At 67.2% G+C, this 21,825-nt stretch carries 17 protein-coding genes; 6 read left to right on the top strand and 11 right to left on the bottom strand.

Annotated features, from left to right (window positions below):
* Positions 1-27: 27 nt before the first annotated feature.
* Positions 28-1,881: a monovalent cation:proton antiporter-2 (CPA2) family protein gene (locus AUL28_RS09450; RefSeq protein ID WP_062231915.1), complete on the bottom strand. Its 1,854-nt coding sequence runs from the start codon at positions 1,879-1,881 to the stop codon at positions 28-30.
* A gap of 92 nt (positions 1,882-1,973) precedes the next feature.
* Between AUL28_RS09450 and AUL28_RS09445 the strand changes: the two genes are divergently transcribed.
* From AUL28_RS09445 to lpxK, 6 genes are read left to right on the top strand one after another with little or no spacing between them, the layout of a single operon-like run.
* Entirely contained in the window at positions 1,974-3,311 is a 1,338-nt protein-coding gene (locus AUL28_RS09445) for a TldD/PmbA family protein (protein WP_062231913.1), read from the top strand.
* Between the two features lie 2 nt (positions 3,312-3,313).
* Complete coding sequence (locus tag AUL28_RS09440) at positions 3,314-4,096, top strand: 3'(2'),5'-bisphosphate nucleotidase CysQ (protein ID WP_062231912.1); 783 nt, start codon at positions 3,314-3,316, stop codon at positions 4,094-4,096.
* A gap of 45 nt (positions 4,097-4,141) precedes the next feature.
* Positions 4,142-4,378: a DUF4170 domain-containing protein gene (locus AUL28_RS09435; protein WP_058601534.1), complete on the top strand. Its 237-nt coding sequence runs from the start codon at positions 4,142-4,144 to the stop codon at positions 4,376-4,378.
* Positions 4,375-5,181: a lysophospholipid acyltransferase family protein gene (locus AUL28_RS09430; RefSeq protein ID WP_058601535.1), complete on the top strand. Its 807-nt coding sequence runs from the start codon at positions 4,375-4,377 to the stop codon at positions 5,179-5,181. The genes AUL28_RS09435 and AUL28_RS09430 overlap by 4 nt, the downstream gene beginning before the upstream one ends.
* Complete coding sequence (gene waaA, locus AUL28_RS09425) at positions 5,178-6,491, top strand: lipid IV(A) 3-deoxy-D-manno-octulosonic acid transferase (RefSeq protein ID WP_062231909.1); 1,314 nt, start codon at positions 5,178-5,180, stop codon at positions 6,489-6,491. The genes AUL28_RS09430 and waaA overlap by 4 nt, the downstream gene beginning before the upstream one ends.
* 7 nt (positions 6,492-6,498) lie before the next feature.
* Positions 6,499-7,518: a tetraacyldisaccharide 4'-kinase gene (gene lpxK, locus AUL28_RS09420; protein WP_374701413.1), complete on the top strand. Its 1,020-nt coding sequence runs from the start codon at positions 6,499-6,501 to the stop codon at positions 7,516-7,518.
* A gap of 58 nt (positions 7,519-7,576) precedes the next feature.
* Here lpxK and AUL28_RS09415 read toward each other — a convergent pair whose 3' ends face one another.
* The 10 genes from AUL28_RS09415 to AUL28_RS09370 form a co-directional block, all read right to left on the bottom strand.
* Positions 7,577-7,798: a DUF2093 domain-containing protein gene (locus AUL28_RS09415; RefSeq protein WP_058601538.1), complete on the bottom strand. Its 222-nt coding sequence runs from the start codon at positions 7,796-7,798 to the stop codon at positions 7,577-7,579.
* A 75-nt stretch (positions 7,799-7,873) separates the two neighbouring features.
* Positions 7,874-9,826: a DNA mismatch repair endonuclease MutL gene (gene mutL, locus AUL28_RS09410; protein ID WP_062231905.1), complete on the bottom strand. Its 1,953-nt coding sequence runs from the start codon at positions 9,824-9,826 to the stop codon at positions 7,874-7,876.
* Between the two features lie 126 nt (positions 9,827-9,952).
* Positions 9,953-11,974 carry a glycogen debranching protein GlgX gene (glgX, locus tag AUL28_RS09405; RefSeq protein ID WP_062231903.1) on the bottom strand — a complete coding sequence of 674 codons (2,022 nt, stop codon included), beginning with the start codon at positions 11,972-11,974 and terminating at the stop codon, positions 9,953-9,955.
* A gap of 30 nt (positions 11,975-12,004) precedes the next feature.
* Positions 12,005-12,559 carry a DUF2585 domain-containing protein gene (locus tag AUL28_RS09400; RefSeq protein WP_374701412.1) on the bottom strand — a complete coding sequence of 185 codons (555 nt, stop codon included), beginning with the start codon at positions 12,557-12,559 and terminating at the stop codon, positions 12,005-12,007.
* Between the two features lie 41 nt (positions 12,560-12,600).
* Positions 12,601-14,229, bottom strand: a complete 1,629-nt coding sequence (locus AUL28_RS09395; protein ID WP_062231901.1) for an alpha-D-glucose phosphate-specific phosphoglucomutase — start codon at positions 14,227-14,229, stop codon at positions 12,601-12,603.
* On the bottom strand, positions 14,226-15,674 hold the full coding sequence (glgA, locus tag AUL28_RS09390; protein ID WP_062231898.1) for a glycogen synthase GlgA: 1,449 nt from the start codon (positions 15,672-15,674) through the stop codon (positions 14,226-14,228). Before glgA ends, AUL28_RS09395 begins: the two co-directional genes overlap by 4 nt.
* Positions 15,671-16,939 carry a glucose-1-phosphate adenylyltransferase gene (gene glgC / locus AUL28_RS09385; protein WP_058601543.1) on the bottom strand — a complete coding sequence of 423 codons (1,269 nt, stop codon included), beginning with the start codon at positions 16,937-16,939 and terminating at the stop codon, positions 15,671-15,673. Before glgC ends, glgA begins: the two co-directional genes overlap by 4 nt.
* Positions 16,940-17,125: 186 nt before the next feature.
* Positions 17,126-19,609, bottom strand: coding sequence for a glycogen/starch/alpha-glucan phosphorylase (locus AUL28_RS09380; protein WP_062231897.1), 2,484 nt, complete (start codon positions 19,607-19,609; stop codon positions 17,126-17,128).
* A gap of 4 nt (positions 19,610-19,613) precedes the next feature.
* Entirely contained in the window at positions 19,614-21,263 is a 1,650-nt protein-coding gene (gene pgi, locus AUL28_RS09375) for a glucose-6-phosphate isomerase (protein ID WP_082640373.1), read from the bottom strand.
* A gap of 283 nt (positions 21,264-21,546) precedes the next feature.
* Positions 21,547-21,774, bottom strand: coding sequence for a hypothetical protein (locus AUL28_RS09370; RefSeq protein ID WP_058633345.1), 228 nt, complete (start codon positions 21,772-21,774; stop codon positions 21,547-21,549).
* Positions 21,775-21,825: the final 51 nt, after the last annotated feature.

Here is a 21,825-nt window from a genome sequence, read left to right as displayed (position 1 = left end):
GAACCGAGCTAGGACGATACTGCCCACTCAAGAGGGCGGCGCCGCTGTTTCGCCGCTGGAGGAGATCGCCTCCCGTAGATAGCGCGGCGGGGCGCCACGGGGTTGGCGCTCCGTGCCATCGCCACGCTGGGGCCGCGACAGGGGTTCGGGCGTGACGCGCGAAGGGGCGAGCACGCTGCCGCCGACGCCCGCGCCCCGCGCCTGCTGCAGCGCCAGCCGCTCGGCGTCGCGCTGGCGCACATCGTCCACGATCTCGGCGATGCGGGAGGGCTCGAGACCCAATTCGCGCAGCGTCTCGCCGCCGAAGCGCAGCGCCGATTCCAGGGTCTCGCGCAGCTCGAAGGTCACGCCGCGCTCGCGCAGAGTGAGCGAGTGGTTGCGGTCGTAGGAGCGCACATAGAGCCGCGTCTCGGGAAATTCCGAGCGGATGAGATCGACGATCCCGTTCGTCACCTCCGGCTTGTTGGTGCAGACCAGGACGACCTTGGCCTGCCGGACGCCCGCCGCCAGAAGCACGTCGCGCCGTAGCCCCGAGCCGAAATAGATGCGGAAGCCGAAGCGCCCGGCCGATTTGATGCGTTCGGCCGAGGAATCGATGATCGTCATGTCGTGGCCGCTGGAAAGCAGCACCTGCGCCGCCATCTGCCCGAAGCGCGAAAAGCCGATCATCAGGATATCGGCGCCCGCGCCCGCAAAGTCCTCCTCCAGCTCTTCCAGTTCCGCGTCCTCACCCGACAGGCGGCGGCCAAGATAGTCGGCCAGCGGCGTCAGGGCCATGGAGAGCGTAACGACCGACACGAGAAGCGAGCCGATCTGCCCATCGAAGATCGCGGCCGAGGAGGCCGCCGAGAAGAGCACGAAGGCGAACTCGCCCCCCTGCGGCAGGATCAGCGCCGTGCGCAGCGCCGTCTGCCGGCTTTCGCCGAAGAGAAGGCACAGCGGAAACAGGATCGCCGCCTTGATCAGAAGCAGCGCGGGCGCGGCCAGAAGAATGATCCACCAGTTCGCGGCGATCACGTTGATGTCGAGCGACAGACCGACCGCGATGAAGAACAGGCCGAGAAGCAGGCCGCGGAACGGGTCGATATTGGCTTCCAGCTCATGCCGGTAGTTGGATTCGGCCAGAAGCACGCCCGCGATGAAAGCGCCCATGGCCATGGAGAAGCCGGCCAGCGCCATGAGCAGCGCCGAGGCGAGCACCACGAAAAGCGCGGCCGCGATCATCACCTCACGCGCGCCGGCATTGGCGAGGATTCGAAACAGCGGGTTCAGGAGATAGCGGCCCGAAAGCACGAGCGCGCCGAGCGCGGCGAAGCTCATGGCGACCTCGCGCACGTCGATCCCCGTGCCTTCGCTTCCGCCCGGCGCCAGAAGCGGCAGCGCGGCCAGAAGCGGCACGATGGCGAGATCCTGAAACAGGAGAACGGAGAAGGAGGTCTTGCCGAAGCGCGTGTTGAGTTCGCCCGCTTCCTCCAGAAGCTGAAGCGCGAAGGCGGTGGAGGACAGGGCGAAGCCGAAGCCGATCACCGTCGCCGCCCGCCAGCCGAGCGGCAGGAAGGAGAGGGCGAGCGACAGCGCCGCGCCGGTCAGCACGACCTGCGCGAGGCCGAGGCCGAAGATCTGCCGACGCAGCGCCCAGAGGCGGGAGGGCTTGAGTTCCAGCCCGATGATGAACAAAAGGAAGACGACGCCGAGTTCGCCGATATGCAGGATTTCGCTCTGCCCGCTCTCCACCACGCGAAAAACCGGACCGAGCACGATCCCGGCGAACAGATAGCCGAGCACCGTACCGAGGCCGATGCGCTTGAACAGCGTGCCGGCGACGATCCCTCCACCCAGGATCAGGAGAATTTCCAGGAACAGCGGAACGGTCTCTTCCACGGGATTCCTCCGGGGCGGGCGGATAAAGTCGGCTTGAAGGCAGCGAATGGCATAATAGATGGTGCGAGTGCAAAAGTTTCGGCGGTTTTCCCATGAATGACGATTTCCCGCGCCTTCTCGAACTCGGCGGACGGCTGGTGGACGCCGCCCGGCGCGCCGGCGCGGATGCGTGCGACGCGGCGGTGGTCAGCTCGCGCTCGCGCTCGGCGCAGGTGCGCATGGGCCGCGTCGAGGAACTGGAATCGAGCGAAAGCGACGAGGTCTCGCTGCGGGTCTTCGTCGGCGGGCGCGTGGCGACCGTCTCCTCCGATCTGCGCTCCGATCCCGCGCGGCTGGCGGAGCGAGCCGTCGCCATGGCGCGCGTGTCCCCGGTCGACCCCTATGCCGGTCTCGCCGACGCCGCGCTCCTGTCGGACGGCGCGGACGGGCTCGACCTCTACGACCCGACCGAGCCGGAGGGCGAGGCGCTGGTGGAGGAGGCCAAGGCTCTGGAAGCGGCCGCGCTCGGCGTGTCCGGCGTGTCGAATTCCAGCGGCGCCACGGCCGGCTTCGGCACGACGGGCCTCGTTCTCGTCACCTCGACAGGCTTTGCCGGCCAGCGTCGGCGCTCGGGCTTCTCGCGCTCCGTCAGCGTTCTGGCGGGCGAGGGGACGGGCATGGAGCGCGATTATGATTTCGATTCGCGCATCCATGCCGGCGATCTCGACGCGGCCGAGGCCATCGGCCGTCGCGCTGGCGAGCGCGCGGTGCGCCGTCTCAACCCGGCCAAGGTCGCGACCGGTCGCTATGCGATCGTGCTCGATCCCCGCGTGTCGCGCGGGCTGATCGGTGGGTTGATCGGCGCGCTCAACGGCGCTGCCATCGCGCGGCGCACGAGCTTCATCAAGGACCGCATGAACGAGCAGGTGCTGCCCGAGGGCATCGACCTCATCGATGATCCGCAGCTGCCGCGCCGCGCGGGCTCGCGCCCCTTCGACGGCGAAGGCGTGCGCGGCGAAAAGCTGATGCTGGTCGAGAACGGCATCCTGCGTCATTGGACGCTGGACAGCGCCACGGCGCGCGAACTCGGCCTCCCGTCCAACGGGCGCGCCGCGCGCTCCTCGGGCGGCGTGTCGCCGACCTCGACCAATGTGACGATGACCCACGGCGCGCGCTCGGCGACAGAGCTGATCGCGGACACGCATCAGGGCATCTATGTTACCGAGACGATTGGCCATGGCGCCAATCTCGTGACCGGCGATTACAGCTGCGGCGCGTCGGGTTTCCTGATCGAGAACGGCCAGCTCGCCGGCCCCGTGTCGGAGTTCACCATCGCCGGCCATCTCACCGACATGTTCATGGCGGTCGAGCCGGCCAATGACGGAGACGCCCGCTTCTCGCTGGTGGTGCCGACCCTGCGCATCGGCGAGATGACGGTGGCGGGCCGCTAGGGATGCACACGCCGGACGAAGACCTCGCGTTGATCAGGCAGGCGGCCGCCGAGGCCGGGCGCATCGCGCTCGGCTTCTGGAAGCGCGAGCCCGAAGTCTGGTGGAAGGGCTCGTCCCCGGTCTCGGAGGCGGACTTCGCCTCCGACGCGCATCTGCGCCGCGTGCTTCTGGACGCGCGCCCGCATTATGGCTGGATTTCGGAGGAGACGGCCGCGCAGGCCGCCGACGCCGGTGAGCAGCGCTTCTTCGTGGTGGACCCGATCGACGGCACGCGCGCCTTTCTGCGCGGCGAGACGACCTGGTGCATCTCGGTCGCCGTGATCGCCGCGGGGCGGCCCGTGGCGGGCGTGCTCGACGCGCCGGCGCTCGGCGAAGTGTTCACCGCGACGGCCGATGGCCCGGCCCGGATGAACGGCGCGCCGATCGCCGTTTCCGCTCATGAGAACAAGCGCAAGCTGCTCCTCTCGATGCCCGATTCCATGCGCCGCAAGCTGGAGCGCCGGCATGGCGAGCGGATCGATTTTGCGCCCAACGTGCCATCGCTCGCCTATCGCCTCGCCATGGTGGCGAGCGGACGGCTCGACGGAACGCTGGTGGGCGCACGCGCCAATGACTGGGACATCGCGGCCGGCGATCTCATTCTGGAGCGCGCGGGCGGGCAGCTCGTGCGCGCCGATGGGTCGTCCCACCTTTACAATCCCGCGCCGGAAAGGCATGGCGTCCTCGTGGCGGGGGCGCAAGGCACCGTGCGCCGCCTGCTCGACTATGGCGCCGAGGCCGTCTGAGCCGTTGTCCGCCCCGCTTTTGGTTTCAGTCTGGAGATCGTTCCTATGGTCAGCGAAGAAAAGCCCAAGCAGCTGCTTCATCTCGTGTTCGGCGGCGAGCTGACCAGCCTCGATCATGTCGATTTCCGCGATCTGTCGCAGCTCGACATCGTCGGCATCTTTCCCGATTACGCCTCGGCCCTGACGGCGTGGCGCGGCAAGGCGCAGGCGACGGTCGACAATGCGGCCATGCGCTACTTCATCGTCCACATGCACCGGCTCCTCGACCCGCAGGGCCAGTGAGCAAGGCCGAAGGGCCGGGCTCGCCGGACGACAGCCAGCAGATCGCCGAGCCCGCCGCGCGGCCCAAACGCCGCAAATGGCGGGTGCGTCTGAAACGACGCCTCAAGGCGGCTTCGCGCTCGCCCGGCGCCGTGCGCGTGGTCGGCCGGCTGATCTTCGAGGGCCTGCGCGCCATCCGCGCCTCGCAGCGCGAGGCGGCGGGCTCCAGCGACTACAATGCGATTCTGCATGAGCACCATCCGGCCATCGTGGCGCTGTGGCATGGGCAGCATCTGCTTGCGCCCTTCTTCCGGCCCCGCGATCTGCCCTATCTCGCGCTCCTGTCGCGCAGCGCCGATGCGGAGATCAACGCCGCCGTGGTGGAGCGCTTCGGGATCGAGACGGTGCGCGGCTCGGGCGGGCGCGTGCGCGAGGCCGCCTCGCAGAAGGGCGGCGTGCGCGCGCTGATCCGCATGAAGCGGGCGCTGGACGATGGGTTCGGCATCTGCATGATCGCGGATGTGCCCAAGGGCGTGCCGCGCGAGGCGGGTCTCGGCATCGTCACGCTCGCGCGCCTGTCGGGTCGGCCCATCGTGCCGAGCGCCGCGATCACGAGTCGCAGACGGGTTCTGGAAAAAACCTGGGACAAAACCACCCTCCCGCTGCCCTTCGGCCGCATTGCCGTGATCATGGAGGAACCGATCTTCGTTCCGCCTCACGCGAGCGCGGACGAGCTGGAAGAGATTCGCGCCCGCCTGACCCTCGCCATCGAACGGGCGAACCGGCGGGCCGCGGACCTGGCGGACCGAAAGACAAGCCATTGAACGACAGATGGGCCAAGGCGGCCTTGACCGCCTATCGCGTCGCCGGCTCTCTCGCCTATCCGGCGGTCGGCTCCTATGTGAGCTGGCGGGCCTCGAAGGGCAAGGAAGACAAGGAGCGCCGACGCGAGCGCTACGGTATCCCGAGCGAGATCCGCCCGCCCGGCGTCCCGCTCGTCTGGGTCCATGCGGCCTCGATGGGGGAGAGCGCGGCCGTCTCGCCGCTCGTCTCCGAAATCGCGGCCGACGGCATCACCATCGTGATGACGACGGGCACGGTCACCTCGGCCGCGACCGTCGCCGAGCGGCTCGGCGACCGCGTGATCCATCAATATGTGCCGCTCGATCTCAAGCCTTGCGTGTCGCGTTTTCTCGACCATTGGCAGCCGGAGCTCGCCATCGTGGCGGAAAGCGAGATCTGGCCGACCACCATGTCGGAGCTGGCCTCGCGCCGCATCCCGCAGGTTCTGGTCAACGCCCGCCTGTCCGACCGCTCCTTCAAGCGCTGGAAATCCGCGCCGGGCGTCGCCGAAGCCCTCCTGTCGAAGCTGGCTCATGTCGTGGCGCAGTCCGAGATCGACGGCGAGCGCTATCATCTGCTCGGCGCGCGGGCTGTCAGCGTCGCCGGCAATCTGAAGGCCGATGTGGAAGCGCCGCCGGCCCATCTTCTCGACCTCGAAGCCGCGCGCCAGGGCATCGGGATGCGTCCCGTCTGGGCCGCCTTGTCCACGCACGAGGGCGAGGAGGAGATGGCCGCCAACATACATCTGCGCCTCATGGAGGAGCGCGGGCGCGTTCTGACCATCATCGTGCCGCGCCACGTGGAACGGGCGGACGCCATCCAGCGCGATTTCGAAGCCAAGGGGCTTCAGGTGGCGCGCTGGAGCCGGGGCGAGTTGCCGACACCCACGACCGACATTTTCCTCGGCGACACGATGGGCGACATGGGCTTCTACCTCCGGCTCACCGAGGTCGCCTTCATCGGCAAATCAATCCGGGGCGAGGGCGGGCAGAACCCGCTGGAAGCGGCCATGCTCGGCACTGCCATCCTGTCGGGTCGTTATGTCCAGAATTTCCGCGAGGTCTATCACCGCCTGATCGAGCGGGGCGCGGCCTGGATCGTGCAGGACGAAGCCGAACTCGGCGCAGCCGTGTCGGAACTGTTCGACCGCCCCGCCGCGCGCCGGCAGATGATGGACGCCGCGCGCGACAGCGTGGCCGATATGGGCGGCGCGCTCAAGCGCACCATGGCCGCGCTCGATCCGTTCCTCCTGCCGCTGCGCCTGTCCTGCCGGATGGACTGGGGCAACTGACATGGCGCTGCTGGGTACCGCCCCCGGCTTCTGGTGGCGTGAGCCGGGCTTGGCCGCCCGCGCACTGGCCGCGCCTTCGCTCGCCTATGGCTGGGTCGCACGGCGCAATCTGGAGCGCGGCGCGCGGGTGCGCGTGCCGCTGCCCGTGCTCTGCGTCGGCAACTGGACGGTCGGGGGCGGCGGCAAGACGCCGACCGCGCAGGCGCTGGGCCGTGCCGCGCTCGCGATGGGCCATCGTCCGGGTTTCCTGTCGCGAGGTCATGGAGGGGCGGCGCGCAGCCCGCTTCTGGTCGATCCCTCGCAGCATGGGGCGGATCTCGTCGGCGACGAGCCCCTGCTTCTGGCTGGAGTCGCGCCGACCGCCATTGCCCCCGACCGCGCCAAGGGGGTCGAGCTTCTGCGCCAAGCCGGCTGCGATCTCGTCATCATGGATGACGGGTTCCAGAGCGCGCGGCTGCATGTCGATGTCGCGCTTCTCGTGGCCGATGCGCGCCGGGGCCTCGGCAATGGGCGCGTGTTGCCGGCCGGCCCCTTGCGCGCGCCGCTGGGGTCGCAGCTGGCCCATGCCGATGCCGCGCTTCTGATCGGAGAGGGCGCGCCGGGCGAGGCTTTGGCGCATCAATTGCGAGATGCCGGCCTGCCGGTTCATCGCGCCACGCTTGGCTCTCCCAATGCCGGCGATTTCGCCGGCCGCCGCGTCCTCGCCTTTGCCGGCATCGCGGACCCGGAAAAGTTCTATGCGTCCTTGAAGGCTGCCGGGGCCGAGATCGTGGCGACCCGCAGCTTTCCCGACCATCATATGTTCAAGCCGGACGACGCGCGCGAGCTGCTGGCCGAGGCCGACAGTCTCGGCCTCGATCTCGTCACCACGGCCAAGGACCGCGCGCGCTTCCAAGGACGGCAGGATGGGCCGATGCGCGGTCTCAACCGCCTCGCTCGCGTGCTCGATGTCGAGGTTCAGTGGATCGAGGCAGAGACCGCCGAAGCTCTCTTGCGGCAGGCGTTCGCGCGCTTTTCCGCGCGCTGAGACGTCAGCGCTTGTTAGAGCACCCGCGCTTGGCGAAGCATCAGCGCTTGATGACGCGTCAGCGCTTGCGCGCGGGCGCCAGTTCCAACTCGCGCCGAAGCGAAGCTTCGGCGTCGCGATAGGGCTCCTGCCGCTCCACGTTCCAGTAGCGCAGGAGGTCGAGCGCGATGGGCTCGCCCGTCACGGCGCAGCGCACATAGGCGCCCGGGCGGATGACCTCGAAATCGCCATCGCCATACTGCAGCTTGGCCTCGCCGCCGCTATCCATCCGGTTCATCATCCGTTTTCTCTTGTATTGGGCCGGTCGCCGCGCGCCGGTGTCATGCGTCTCTGTTCGGCTCCAAGGGGGAACTTGTCAACGCCGGCCGAACAGGCGCTCGATATCCACGAGCTTCAGTTCGATGAAGGTCGGCCGCCCATGGTTGCACTGGCCCGAGCCGGGGGTCCGTTCCATCTGGCGCAGCAGCGCGTTCATCTCGGCCGGCTGAAGCCGTCGCCCCGAGCGCACCGAGCCATGGCAGGCCATGGTCGCGGCCACATGGTCGATCCGCGCCTTGAGGCCCACTTGCCCGCCTTCGAACAGCTCGTCCGCGAGATCGCGCACCAGCGCCTTGGCGTCCACTTCGCCCAGAATTGACGGCGTCCCGCGCACCATGATTGCGCCGGGGCCGAAGCGTTCGATCACAAGGCCGAAGCGCGACAGCGTCTCGGCTTCGTCAGTCAGCCGCTCGGCCTCGCTTTCCGAGCAGTCCACGACATCGGGAATGAGCAGCATCTGCGCCGGGATGGCGTCCGCATGAAGCGCCTCTTTCAGCGCCTCATAGACCAGCCGCTCATGCGCGGCGTGCTGATCGACGATCACCAGACTGTCGCTCGTCTCGGCGACGATGAAGGCCTTGTCGATCTGCGCCCGCGCCGCGCCAAGCGGAAACTCCGCGCTGGCGGGCGCGGGCGCTTGCTCGTTGTCGCGAACCGGGCGGGCTTGCGGCTCGAAGCCGCTCATGCGCGGTGCGGGCTCGCGCGGACCGGGGGGCGTTTCCAGCGGTCGGAAGAAGCTGGTCTCGGCGTCGAACGGCGTCTCTCCCCGCTCGCGAAACCCGCCCGCGCGCCGGCCGAGCACAGCGGAGGCGGCCCGCGCGCCGATACCGGGGGGCATGGCGGGTGCGGGTCGGGTGGTAGAAGGAGCTTGCGGGCTCGCCGCGCCCGGTCTCGCCGCGTGGAGATCCGCCGCGTGCGATTCGCGGGAGGGCGCTTCCGCCATGCCGCCACTCATGCCGCCGGGGCGAAAGCGCGCCATCAGCCCGTCCGCTCCTTCGGTCGAAGCGCGCAGACTCATGCCACCCAGCGCCTGCCGGATCGCGCCGACGATGAGGCCGCGCACCAGAGCGGGGTCGCGAAAGCGCACATCGGCCTTGGCGGGATGCACGTTCACATCCACATCGCGCGGGTCCACGTCGAAGAAGAGCACGCAGACCGGATAGCGGTCGCGCGGTACGAAATCGACATAGGCCCCGCGAATGGCCGAAAGGATCATCTTGTCGCGCACCGGCCGCCCGTTCACATAGGCATATTGATGCTGCGCATTGCCGCGATGATAGGTCGGCAGGCCCGCCCATCCGGTGAGCCGTACCCCTTCGCGCAGGGCATCCAGCTCCACCGCGTTGTCGATGAACTCCGCGCCGACGATCTGCGCGATGCGCGCCTCCGGGCTGCCGGCTGCCAGCACGGTCTCGGTTCGGTCCTCGCCGGCGAGTTCGAAGCGCACGGCGGGAAAGGCGATGGCGATGCGCTTGACCGTCTCGGTGATGGCCGCGCTTTCCGCGCGATCGCTTTTCAGAAATTTCAGCCGGGCGGGCACGCAGTGGAAGAGATCGCGCACCTCCACCATCGTGCCGGCCGAGAGCGGCGCCGGGCGAGGCCCGTCCTGCACGCCGTTGTCCACCCGAATCTCATGCGCCCCGTCCGCACCGCGCGCCCGTGAGCGCAGGGTCAGCCGCGCCACCGAGCCGATCGAGGGCAGGGCTTCGCCGCGAAAGCCGAGCGTGTCGATCGCCTCCAACCCGCCGGCCATCTTGGACGTACAATGGCGGCGGATGGCAAGCGGCAGTTCGCTCACGGGAATGCCGCAGCCATCGTCGCTGATGCGCAGCAGGCTCTTGCCGCCACCCGCAGTGACGATCTCGACGCGGCGCGAGCCGGCGTCGAGCGCGTTTTCCAGAAGTTCCTTCACCACGCTTGCCGGCCGCTCGACCACTTCGCCGGCGGCGATCTGATCGATCAGGTTTTCGGGCAAAAGCTGAATGGGCATGAAGGGGTATCCGATGCGGCAACCCCCTGGATTTAAGGTCTCGCGCCCGAGCGTGCAAAGGGGGCCGGCCGCCTATCCCCTGCTTCCCCTTGCCGTGTCGTTCGTCGAGGTCGTGGCCGCGCCGACTTATCCCTCGCGCAGGATCGCGACGGAGCGCGCGCCAAGCGTCAAAACCTGACTGAGGTCGAACGGGCGTGGCTCGGCCTCGGGGCGGTCCGACAGAAGCTCCAGCCAGACGCTACGTCCGGATGCCGGCTCGGGCACACGGATGTCGAGGGGCTGCCAGCCGCGATTGAAATAAACGAGCGCCGCCTCGCTCCCGCCCGCCAGCCGCAGGCCGAGCAACGCGCGGTTCCCGTCCGCCCAGTCTTCCGGCCGCATCTCGCCGCCATCGGCACCCAGCCAGACGACGTCCGTCTCGCCCTCGACCGTCTCGCCCGTCAGAAAGCGGTCGAGCGAAAGGGGGGGCAGGGCACGGCGCAGGCGCTGGAGCCGCGCGGTGAAGGCGATCAGCTCGTCGTCGGCAGCCGGCCAGTCGATCCAGAAGGTCTCGTTGTCCTGGGCATAGGCATTGTTGTTGCCCCCTTGCGTGCGGCCCAGCTCGTCGCCCGCCACGATCATCGGATTGCCGCGCGCGACGAACAGCGTCGCCAGAAGCGCGCGCACATCGCGTCGGCGGCGCTCCAGAATGCCGGGATCGCGCGTCAGCCCTTCCGCGCCATTGTTCCAGGAATGATTGTCGCCATGGCCATCGCGATTGCCTTCGCCATTGGCGCCATTGTGCTTGGTCTCGTAGCTGACGAGATCGCGCAGCGTGAACCCGTCATGGGCATCGATGAAATTGACGCCGTCGGACGGCACGCGCGTTTTCGGGTCGAACAGATCGGGCGAGCCCGACAGGCGCGTCGCCAGCGCCGAGACCGTGCCGGCATCGCCCCGCCAGAAGCGCCGGATATCGTCCCGGAACCGGTCCTGCCATTCCAGAAAGGGCTTGGGAAAGGCGCCGACCTGATAGCCGCCGGGGCCGATGTCCCAGGGCTCGGCGACGTGAACGCGATCCTTCAGGCTCAAGTCTGCGGCGATCATCTGTAGAAGCGGAGCGTCGGGGCGGAAGCCGTCCGGCGTGCGGCCGAGGACGGTGCCGAGATCATAGCGAAACCCGTCTATGCCGCCGATTTCCACCCAGTTCTTGAGCGCGTCCAGCGCCATTCTGGCGACCGGCTCGCGCCAGAGCGCGAACGTGTTGCCGGTGCCGGTGTCGTTCACCAGAGCGTCCGGATCATCCGGCGAGGCGGCATAGTAGGTCTTGTTGTCCAGCCCGCGATAGGACAGCGTCGGACCATAGCGGTCGCTTTCGCCCGAATGGTTCAGCACCACGTCCAGGAGAACGCGGATGCCGCGCGCGTGAAGCGCGTCCACCACGCGGCGCACCTCCGGCCAGCCGCCGGGCACAAGGCGCGGATCGGGCGCGCCGTGGGGAATGGGGTTGTAGCCCCAGGCATTGGTGAGGCCGAGTGCCGACAGGTGCCGCTCGTCGATTGCGGCGGCCAGCGGCATGAGTTCCACCGTCTCGACGCCAAGCCGCGTCAGATGGTCGAGCGAGGCGGGCTCGGCCAGCGCCGCCAGCGTGCCACGAAGGCGCTGGGGCAGATCGGGGCGCATCTGCGAAAAGGCGCGCACGGGCAGTTCATAGGTGAAGCCCGGCTTGGCGAAGGGGAGGGGGCGTGCGTCGCGGCTGAGATCCTCCACCAGTGCGCGAGGCACGAGTGGGGCGGTATCGATCCGGCGTTCGGGCGGTGCGGCGAGCCAGGGATGGTAGAGGAAGGGACGGTCGAGCCGCGTTGCATAGGGGTCGACCAAGAGCTTCGAGGCGTCGAAGCGATGGCCTTCGTGAGGGGCGAACGGCCCGTGCGCGCGCAGGCCGTAGAGCGCGCCGGGGGCAAGGCCCGGCACGAAGCCGAAATGCACGCTGCCTTCCGTGCGGCCGGGCAAGGGAAGTCGCTGGCTTTCCTGGATGCCGCCCGGGTCGAACAGGCATAGCTCGATCCGATCCGCATGGGCGGAAAAGACGGCGAAGTGCACGCCGTCCGCCTCGACGCTGGCGCCGAGCCGGATGGGCGCGCCGCGCTCCCTGGTGATGCTGAACAAGCCCGTCGTCTCCCGATCCCGGAGCGCCGATCAGGCGCCGCCCTGCCACGCCTTCACGGCGTCCAGCGGATAAAGAAGCATGAGGACGTTCAAGGTGAGGTTATCGCGGATCAGCCAGCCGGTGAGAATCTCGAAGCCGAGCGCGATCACGAGAGTGAGCCAGACGGGCAAGCGCGCGGCCAGAAGAAAGCCCAGGATCATGAAGCCGATATCGGAGACGGAATTGAGAACGCTGTCGCCGAAATAATCGAGCGAGATGGTCGTCTCGCGATAATGGCGGATCACCGCATCGCTGTTCTCGACGATCTCCCAGGCGGCTTCGATGAGCGTTGCCAGCACCAGCCGCAGCCCCATCGGCCGGCTGCGAGCCACGAGCCAGAGCGCCCCATAGAAGAGGAAGCCGTGGATGAGATGGGAGGGGGAGTACCAGTCGGCGATATGCTGCGAATTCTCCGAACTCTGCACCGCGCCGTGCCAGAGTTTGACATATCCGCATTCGCAGATCGGCACGCGGCCCATCAGAAGGAGGGTCGCGGCCGCGAGCGCCACGACCCCGAAGGTCAGACCCCAATGAAGGGGGCGGATCGCCCGCAGCCGCGCGGCGACGGGCGATCGGTCCAGAGCGCTCACGTGCGAACGTCGGGCTCCGCGCGGCCCGTGCGCTTGGTGATCTCGCCGATCGCGTCGGCTGTGCGCACGAGTTCGCCCAGCGCCTCTTCGATCGAGAGATCGTGCTTGGCCGGGTCCGGCTCGAAGCGCTCGATATAGACGCGCAGCGTCGCGCCGACCGTGCCCGTGCCCGACAGGCGGAAGACGATGCGCGAGCCGCCGGAGAAGACGATGCGCACGCCCTGGCTGGTCGAGACCGAACCGTCGATCGGGTCCTTGTAGGAAAAGTCGTCGGCTTCCGAGACCACGAGCGTGCCGAAGCGCTGGCCCGCCATGGAGGCCAGACGATCGCGCAGGCTTTCCATCAGTCCTTCGGCCGCCGCCTTGTCCACTTCCTCATAGTCGTGGCGCTGGTAGTAGTTGCGCCCGAACTCGGCCCAGTGCGACTTCACGATCTCGGCGACCGACTCCTTGCGCACGGCGAGGATGTTCAGCCAGAGCAGAACGGCCCAGAGACCATCCTTCTCGCGCACATGGTCCGAGCCCGTGCCCGCGCTTTCCTCGCCGCAGATCGTCACCTTGCCGGCGTCCAGAAGATTGCCGAAGAATTTCCAGCCGGTCGGCGTCTCGTAGATGCCAATGCCCCGCTTCTGCGCCACGCGATCCGCCGCGCCGCTGGTCGGCATGGAGCGGGCGATGCCGGCGATGCCGCGCTTGTAGCCCGGCGCCAGATGCGCATTGGCGGCCAGAACCGCAAGCGAATCGGAGGGCGTCACCACGATGCCGCGCCCGAGGATCATGTTGCGGTCGCCGTCGCCATCCGACGCCGCGCCGAAATCGGGCGCGGTGGGGCCGAGCAGAAGATCGACCAGCGGCGCGGCCCAGACGACGTTGGGATCGGGATGGCCGCCGCCGAAATCCTCCGAGGGCACGCCGTTCAGAACGGTGCCGTCAGGCGCGCCCAGACGCTTCTCCAGGATTTCCTTGGCATAGGGGCCGGTGACGGCGTGCATCGCGTCGAAGCGCAGCGTCAGACCGCCCTGGATCGCCTCGCGGATCGCCGCGAAGTCGAACAGGTCTTCCATCAGCGTGGCATAGTCGGCCACGGGATCAACGATCTCGACTTCCGTCTCGCCGAGGCGCGAGGTGCCGATGACCGAGAGGTCCGGCGCGTCCTCCTCCACGATCTTGTATTCGCTGATCTCGCGCGTGCGCTTGTAGATCGCGTCGGTCACGCCTTCGGGAGCCGGGCCGCCGTTCGAGATGTTGTACTTGATGCCGAAATCCCCGTCCGGCCCGCCGGGATTGTGCGAGGCCGAGAGAATGATGCCGCCCGCCGCCTTGCGCTGGCGGATGAGGTTGGAGGCGGCCGGCGTCGAGAGAAGGCCGTTCTGGCCGACGATGACCTTGGCGACGCCGTTGGCGGCGGCCATGCGGATCGCCTTGCGGATGACCTCGGCGTTGAGGAAGCGGCCGTCGCCACCGATCACCAGCGACGAGCCGGCCTGGCGCTCCGTGGCGTCGAAGATCGCCTGAAGGAAGTTCTCGGCATAGTTGTGCTGGCTGAAATGCGGAACCTTCTTGCGCAGGCCCGATGTGCCGGGCTTCTGGTCGGAAAAGGGCGTCGTCGCGACGGTGCGGATCATCGGGTGCTTTCCTCGGAAAGGCTCGAGTAGAGGTCGGCGTAACGGCGCGCGCTGGCGGTCCAGGACACGTCGCTCGACATGGCGGAGCGCTGAATGTCGCGCCAGGTCGGCGCGTCGGCATAAAGGCGGGTGAGGCGGGTCAGTCCGTCGAGAAGCGCCTCGCGCGTCACGGGCGCAAAGACGATGCCGGTGGCGGCGCTCGCGGCAAGGGCTGCGAAATTCGCGTCGATCACCGTGTCGGCCAATCCGCCGACGCGGCTGACCACAGGCAGGCAGCCATAGCGAAGCGCGTAGAGCTGCGTCAGGCCGCAGGGCTCGAAGCGCGAGGGCACGAGCAGGGCGTCGGCGCCCGCCTGCACCCGGTGCGACAGAAGCTCGTCATAGCCGATGCGCACACCCACGCGCCCGGAATGGCGCGCCGCGCCGGACAGGAAAGCGCCCTCCAGAAGCCGGTCGCCCGAGCCGACGACGACAAGCCGGCAGCCGGCGGCCACCACGTCGTCCACGCAGTCGGCTAGGATGTCGAGGCCCTTTTGCCAGGTCAGGCGGCTGACGACGGCCAGAAGCGGCGACTCGTCTTCCTCCAGCGAGAACTCCGCCTCCAGCGCCCGCTTGTTCAGGCTGCGGCGGAACAGATCGTCGCGCGTGAAACTCGCCGCGATATGCGGATCGATGGCGGGGTCCCAAACGGATGTGTCGATGCCGTTGACGATGCCGACCAGCCGGTCGGCCCGGCCACGCAGCAACCCGTCGAGGCCCATGCCACCGGCGGGTTGAAGGATTTCGCCGGCATAGTTGGGGCTGACCGTGGTGATCCGATCCGCCGCGCGCAGGCCGCCTTTGAGGAAGCCGACCGAGCCATAATACTCCACCCCGTCGATGCCCCAGAAGTTCTCCGGCAGGCCGAGTTCGGGAAAGATCGTCTGCGGAAAGGCGCCCTGAAAGGCGAGATTGTGGATGGTGATGATGCTGCGCGGTCGCTCGCCGCCGGCCGCGTCGAGATAGACGGGCGCGAGCGCTGCCTGCCAGTCATGAGCATGAACGATGTCGGGCCTGTAGCCCTCGATCAGCCCAAGGCCGATCTCGGCCGCGGCCTTGCCGAGCGCGGCAAAGCGCGCCCAGTTGTCGGGATGGTCGTATCCGTTCGGCCCGACATAGGGGCCGCCCGGCCGATCGAAAAGATGAGGCGCGTCCAGCAGCAACAGATCGAGCCCGGCGTGGCGCACCGACAGGATGCGCGCAGGGCCGCCGAACAGATCGGGGAGCGCGGCGACGGGCTCGGCGTCGCCGAGTTCCGCCATCACGCTGGGATAGGCGGGCATCAGCGTGCGCACCGAGACACCGAGCGGCTCGAGCGCGAGAGGCAAAGCGCCCGTCACGTCCGCGAGGCCGCCCGTCTTCACCAGCGGGAAGACTTCCGATGCAACGGAAAGGACCGATGTCATCTGTAGTTGAGCCGGTCGATCATCGGCTTGGTGACGAGGCAGACGCCGCTCGACGTGCGTCGGAAGCGCTGGGCGTCGAGTTCCGGGTCCTCGCCGATCACGAGACCATCCGGGATGTGGACGCCGCGATCCACCACGGCGCGGGTGATGCGCGCCCCGCGCCCGATATGGCAGCCCGGCAGGATCACCGCTTCGTCCAGCTTGGAATAGGAGTTCTGACGAACGCCCGTGAACAGAAGCGAGCGATGCAGCGTGCCGCCGGAGATGATGCAGTCGCCCGAAACGAGCGAGGAGATCGCCATGCCCCGACGTCCGTCCTCGTCATGCACGAACTTGGCGGGCGGCGTCACGTCGGCATAGGTCCAGATCGGCCAGTCGCGGTCGTAGATGTCGAGCTGCGGCACGACATCGGTCAGGTCGATATTGGCCTGCCAATAAGCGTCCACCGTGCCGACGTCGCGCCAGTAAGCGCCGTATTCGGCGGCCGAGCGCACGACGGACGTGTTGAACGAATGCGCCCAGGCCGTGCCGTGTTTGACGATATGGGGAATGATGTCCTTGCCGAAGTCGCGGCTCGACTTCGGATCGGCCGCGTCACGGCGCAGCTGGTCGGCGAGGAAGGCCGTGTTGAAGACATAGATGCCCATGGAGGCCAGCGCCGTGTCCGGCCGGCCGGGGATCGACGGCGGATCGGCGGGCTTCTCGATGAAGTCGGTGATCTGGCCCTTCTCGTCCACATGCATGACGCCGAAACCGACCGCTTCCATGCGCGGGACTTCGAGACAGCCGACGGTCACGTCGGCCCCCGTGTCCACATGCTGCTGGAGCATGATCTCGTAGTCCATCTTGTAGATGTGGTCGCCCGCCAGAATGATGATGTATTTGGGGGCGTAGGCCTCGATGATGTCGATGTTCTGATACACGGCATCGGCCGTGCCGGCATACCATTGGTCTTCCGATACGCGCTGCGAGGCGGGAAGAACGTCGAAGCTCTCGTTGCGGCCGGGGCGCAGGAAGTTCCAGCCCCGATGCAGGTGGCGGATCAGCGAATGGGCTTTGTACTGCGTCGCGACGCCGATTCGGCGGATGCCCGAATTGACCGCGTTCGACAGGGCGAAGTCGATGATGCGCGACTTGCCGCCGAAATAGACGGCGGGCTTGGCCCGGTCGTCGGTCAGTTCCATCAGACGCGAACCGCGACCACCGGCTAGAACATAAGCCATGGTGTCGCGCGCAATCGGTGCCAGTCGCCGGCTATCGGCCATCCCGTTTCTCCCCCCAGAGATCGCTGCTCGACCGGCTTGGCCCGCGATCCCCCCTAGTGTCTTGATGCGTTTCTATCTCGTCAAGATAGCGTGAGCGGGTAGACCTTCCAGCGAGGGGAAGGCCATGCCCACACGTTTTTTCGCCGCGAACTAGTCGCGGCGAAAGAATTTTGGGCCAAGGGGGAATTACCGGCCCTTGGGGCCGGCGTGCCAGATGTCGTGCGCGTATTCGTCGATCGAGCGGTCGGAGGAGAACCAGCTCATCCGGGCCGTGTTGCGCACTGCAATCGCATCCCACTTCGCGCGGTCTTTCCAGAGAACGTCGAGCTGGCGCTGCGTGTCCCAATAGGCGCGGAAGTCGGCGGCGATCATCCACCAGTCGCGGTCGCGGATCGAGTTCATGAGATTGGCGTAACGGTTCGGATCGTCCTGGCTGAAGACGCCCGCCGAGATCGAGTCGATCGCCGAGCGCAGCATGGGCTGCTGATCGATGACACCCTGTCCGCGATGGCCCTCGGCGCGCTTGCGCGCGACCTCGTCGGCCTTCAGGCCGAAGATGAAGATGTTCTCTTCGCCCAGGTGCTCCAGCATCTCGACATTGGCGCCGTCGAGCGTGCCGATCGTCAGCGCACCGTTGAGGGCGAACTTCATGTTGCCCGTGCCGGAAGCTTCAAGGCCGGCGGTCGAGATCTGCTCCGACACATCGGCGGCCGGCATGATGATCTCGGCGAGGCTCACATTGTAGTTCGGGATGAACACGACCTTGAGGAGGCCGCGCACCGTCGGGTCGGAGTTGATGACCCGCGCCACGTCGCCGGCGAGATGGATAATCTCCTTCGCCTGGACATAGGAGGGAGCCGCCTTGCCGGCGAAGACCTTGACCCGCGGCGTCCAGTCGAGATGGGGCAGGGAGCGGATCTGCTCATAGAGGGCGACCGTCTCCAGAATGTTCAGGAGCTGGCGCTTGTACTCGTGGATGCGCTTGACCTGAATGTCGAAGATCGCGTTCGGATCGAGATGGATCGCGAGGCGCTCTTCCACGAGATGAGCGAGGCGCTGCTTGTTCTGCCGCTTGATGGCGACGAACTTCTCACGGAAGCCCGCGTCCTCGGCATGGGGGTCGAGCTTGGCGAGCTGGGTGATGTCGTCCTTGAAGCCGGGGCCGATCGCCTCTTCGATCAGCTGGGTCAGGCCGGGATTGGCCTGGAACAGCCAGCGGCGCGGCGTCACACCGTTGGTCTTGTTCTCGATGCGCGTCGGGAAGACCTTGTGCAGGTCGTGGAACACGGTTTCCTTCATCAGCTCGGTGTGCAGCGCCGACACGCCGTTGACGGCATGGCTGCCCACGAAGGCGAGCTGGCCCATGCGCACACGCCGACCGTTGTTCTCGTCGATCAGGGAGATCGCCGAGATGGTGCCGTCGTCGAGCTGCTTGCTAGCGGTCGCCTCGCGCAGAACCTCGGCGTTGATCTGGTAGATGATCTGCATCTGGCGCGGGAGCAGGCGCTCGAACAGATGGATCGGCCAGGTTTCGAGAGCTTCCGGCAGAAGCGTATGGTTGGTGTAGGAGAATGTGTCGCGCGTGACCTTCCAGGCGGCGTCCCATTCCATCCCGTGCACGTCCACGAGAAGACGCATCAGCTCGGCGACCGAGACGGCCGGATGCGTGTCGTTCAGCTGGATCGCGACCTTGTCGGCCAGATTCGTCAGGTCGTCATGCTGCGCCAGATGGCGGCGGATGATGTCCTGCAGCGAGGCGGAGGAGAAGAAATACTCCTGCCGCAGGCGCAGTTCCTGGCCGGCCTGATGCGAGTCGGCGGGATAGAGGACGCGGGTGATCGCCTCAGCCTTGTTGGATTCCAGAAGCGCGCCGATATGGTCGCCCGCGTTGAAGGCGTCGAGCAGGATCGGATCGAGCGACTGCGCGCTCCACAGACGCAGCGTGTTGACGTGCTGGCCGCGCCAGCCGACGACCGGCGTGTCGTAGGCGACGGCGAGCACGCGCTCGCCCGGGCGCCAGACGGAGCGCAGCTTGCCGTTTTCCTCGATGGCCGAGACCTTGCCGCCGAAGCCGATCTCGTAGGAGCTTTCGCGGCGCTCGAACTCCCAAGGGTTGCCGTGCTTCAGCCAGGTTTCGGGCAGCTCGACCTGCGCGCCATCCACCACTTCCTGGCGGAAGAAACCGTGGACATAGCGGATGCCGTAGCCAAAGCCCGGAACGCCGGTCGTGGCCATGGATTCCATGAAGCAGGCGGCGAGGCGGCCGAGACCGCCATTGCCGAGCGCCGCATCCGGCTCCAGAAGCTCCACGAGGTTGAGATCGACATCATAGCGAGCCAGCGCCTCGCGCACGGTCTCGGTCAGGCCGAGATTGCTGATCGCATCGCGCAGGAGGCGGCCGATCAGAAATTCCATCGAAAGATAGCAGACGCGCTTGTCCTGCCGCTCGTAGGTCTTGATGGTCGATTCGAACCAATTGTCGATGATGCGGTCGCGCACGACGAGGGTCGTGGCTTCCAGCCAGTCGTGAATGCGCGCGGCCTTCACGGTCTTGCCGATCGAGTAGGTGAGCTTCTCCACGATCTCGGTGGCGATCGTGTCCGCGTCGTTGAGGCGGGGCTCGGGTTTCTCCACGGTGGTGGAGCGGGCGAGGCTGCTGGCAGACGTCATCAGTTCAGCTCCGGAGTTCGGCGATCGCGGCCACGAGGCCGGCGGTGGAGGAATCGCGCGATTGAGGGGACTGGGTGCCCTGGATCACCGGAAGGAGGCCGGTGGCCAGTTCCTTGCCGAGTTCCACGCCCCATTGGTCGAAAGCGTTGATCCCGAAAAGCTGCGCCTCGACGAAGACCCGGTGCTCGTAGAGCGCCACGAGGCGGCCGAAGGCGAAAGGCGTCAGCTTGTCGTAGAGAAGGGTGATGGACGGGCGGTCGCCCGAGAACTCGCGATGCGGCGCGATCTGCTCGGCCTCTTCCGGTGAACGGCCCGCTTTCAGCAACTGCTCGCGCGCTTCCTCCAGCGTGCGGCCCTTCATCAGGGCTTCCGACTGAGCGAGGCAATTGGCGAGAAGCAGATCCTGATGGATGCGCAGCTCGGGGTCGCTCTCATGCGGATTGGCGCCGACGATGAATTCGACCGGCACGATGTCCGTGCCTTGGTGCAGCAGCTGGAAGAAGGCGTGCTGGCCGTTGGTGCCGGGCTCGCCCCAGACGACGGGGCCGGTCGCCGTCGGCGTCTTCAAGCCGTCGAGACCGACATGCTTGCCGTTGGATTCCATGTCCAGCTGCTGGAGATAGGCGGGCAGGCGGGCGAGGCGCTGGTCGTAGGGGATGATGGCGCGGGACGGGTGGTTCTGCGCCACACGGTGCCACCAGCCGGCCAGGCCGAGCAGGATCGGCAGGTTTTCGCGCGCCGGGGCCGACTTGAAATGCCGGTCGAGATCGCGCGCGCCGTCGAGAAAGGCGCGGAAATTCTGCGGGCCGATGGCGATCATCAAGGGGAGGCCGATCGCGGACCAGACGGAATACCGACCGCCCACCCAATCCCAAAAGCCGAAGGTGCGGTCTTCGCCGATGCCGAAGGCCGAGACCTTATCGAGCGCGGTCGAGACGGCGCAGAAATGCGCGCCGACCGCCGCCTCGCCCAGCGCCCCCGCGATGAAGCGCCGCGCCGTCTGCGCGTTGGTCATGGTCTCGATCGTGGTAAAGGTCTTGGACGCCACGATGAAGAGCGTCGTCGCGGGATCGACGAGCTTCAGCGTGTCCGCCATATGCGCGCCGTCGATATTGGACACGAAATGCGTGCGCGGCCCATCGTGATAGGGGCTCAGCGCGATCGCCGCCATGACCGGGCCGAGATCGGAGCCGCCAATGCCGATATTGACGATATCGGTGATCCGCGCACCCGTCGCGCCGGCGATCGATCCGTCGCGGATGCCGCTCGCAAAGCGCGACATGGCCTGGAGCACGCTTTCGACGGCCTCGCCCACCGGCTCGCCATCGGCCTTGAACCCGTCTTCGGCATGGGCACGCAGCGCGACATGCAGCACCGAGCGGTTCTCGGTCGTGTTGATGCGCGCGCCATCGAACATGGCATCGCGCCGCGCCTCGACACCGACCGTCCCGGCATAGGCCAGAAGCGCGGAAAGATCGTCCTGCGAAAGGGCGCATTTCGACAGGTCGAGCAGAAGATCGTCGTGTCGGAAGGAGAGATGGGCGAAACGATCGGGATCGGCGGCAAAGAGCGCCCGGATGCCGGTTTTCAGGGCTTGCGCGCCCCGCGCCTGAAGCTGGTCGAGAGTGATGTCGGCATTGGGCTGGCTGGTCACGCTGATCGATCCGTCGCTGGGCCGACTTCGCGAACGAGGCCGGCAGGTCTCAAGGTCTGTCGGGAGATAGACCAAACGGATGCGAAGCAAACCGGCCCGCTCCATCCGGGTCAAGTCCCAGGGCATCCATGCGTTAGATGCATGTCTAACATCTGAGTCTTTCGAATTTACATCAAAATCGAGCGTCCAGGCGGCATGGTGGACGAAGCGCAAACGAAAAAAGCCGCCCGGGGGGCGGCTTGTCCGATGCGATCAGACTTTGGCGTGAAAGCGGAGACCGGGCTTACGTGCCCAGGCCTGCCAAACGCTCGATGGCGCGATCCAACTCGTGATCCATCGTCTGGATGCCGTCGGCACGGTTGTGCGCGGCGACCCGGCGCTTCCATTCTTCGAGGATCGATTTCTTCTGGCCATGGGGCAGGCCGTCGTCATGGATCACGTCCATGGGGGAGGCGTAGCTCTTGCCGTCGTCATGGTCGAACTTGGCGTATTTCAGGGATTCCGTGCTCATGGCCTTCGCTCCTCTTGTGAGCGGGCGGCCGGCTCCATGGGCCGACCGTCC

This window comes from Aureimonas sp. N4 (assembly GCF_001463925.1).
Classification (GTDB): domain Bacteria; phylum Pseudomonadota; class Alphaproteobacteria; order Rhizobiales; family Rhizobiaceae; genus Aureimonas; species Aureimonas ureilytica_A.
The sequence above is the reverse complement of the archived record's forward strand: the minus strand, read 5'-3'. Positions and strand labels throughout refer to the sequence as shown.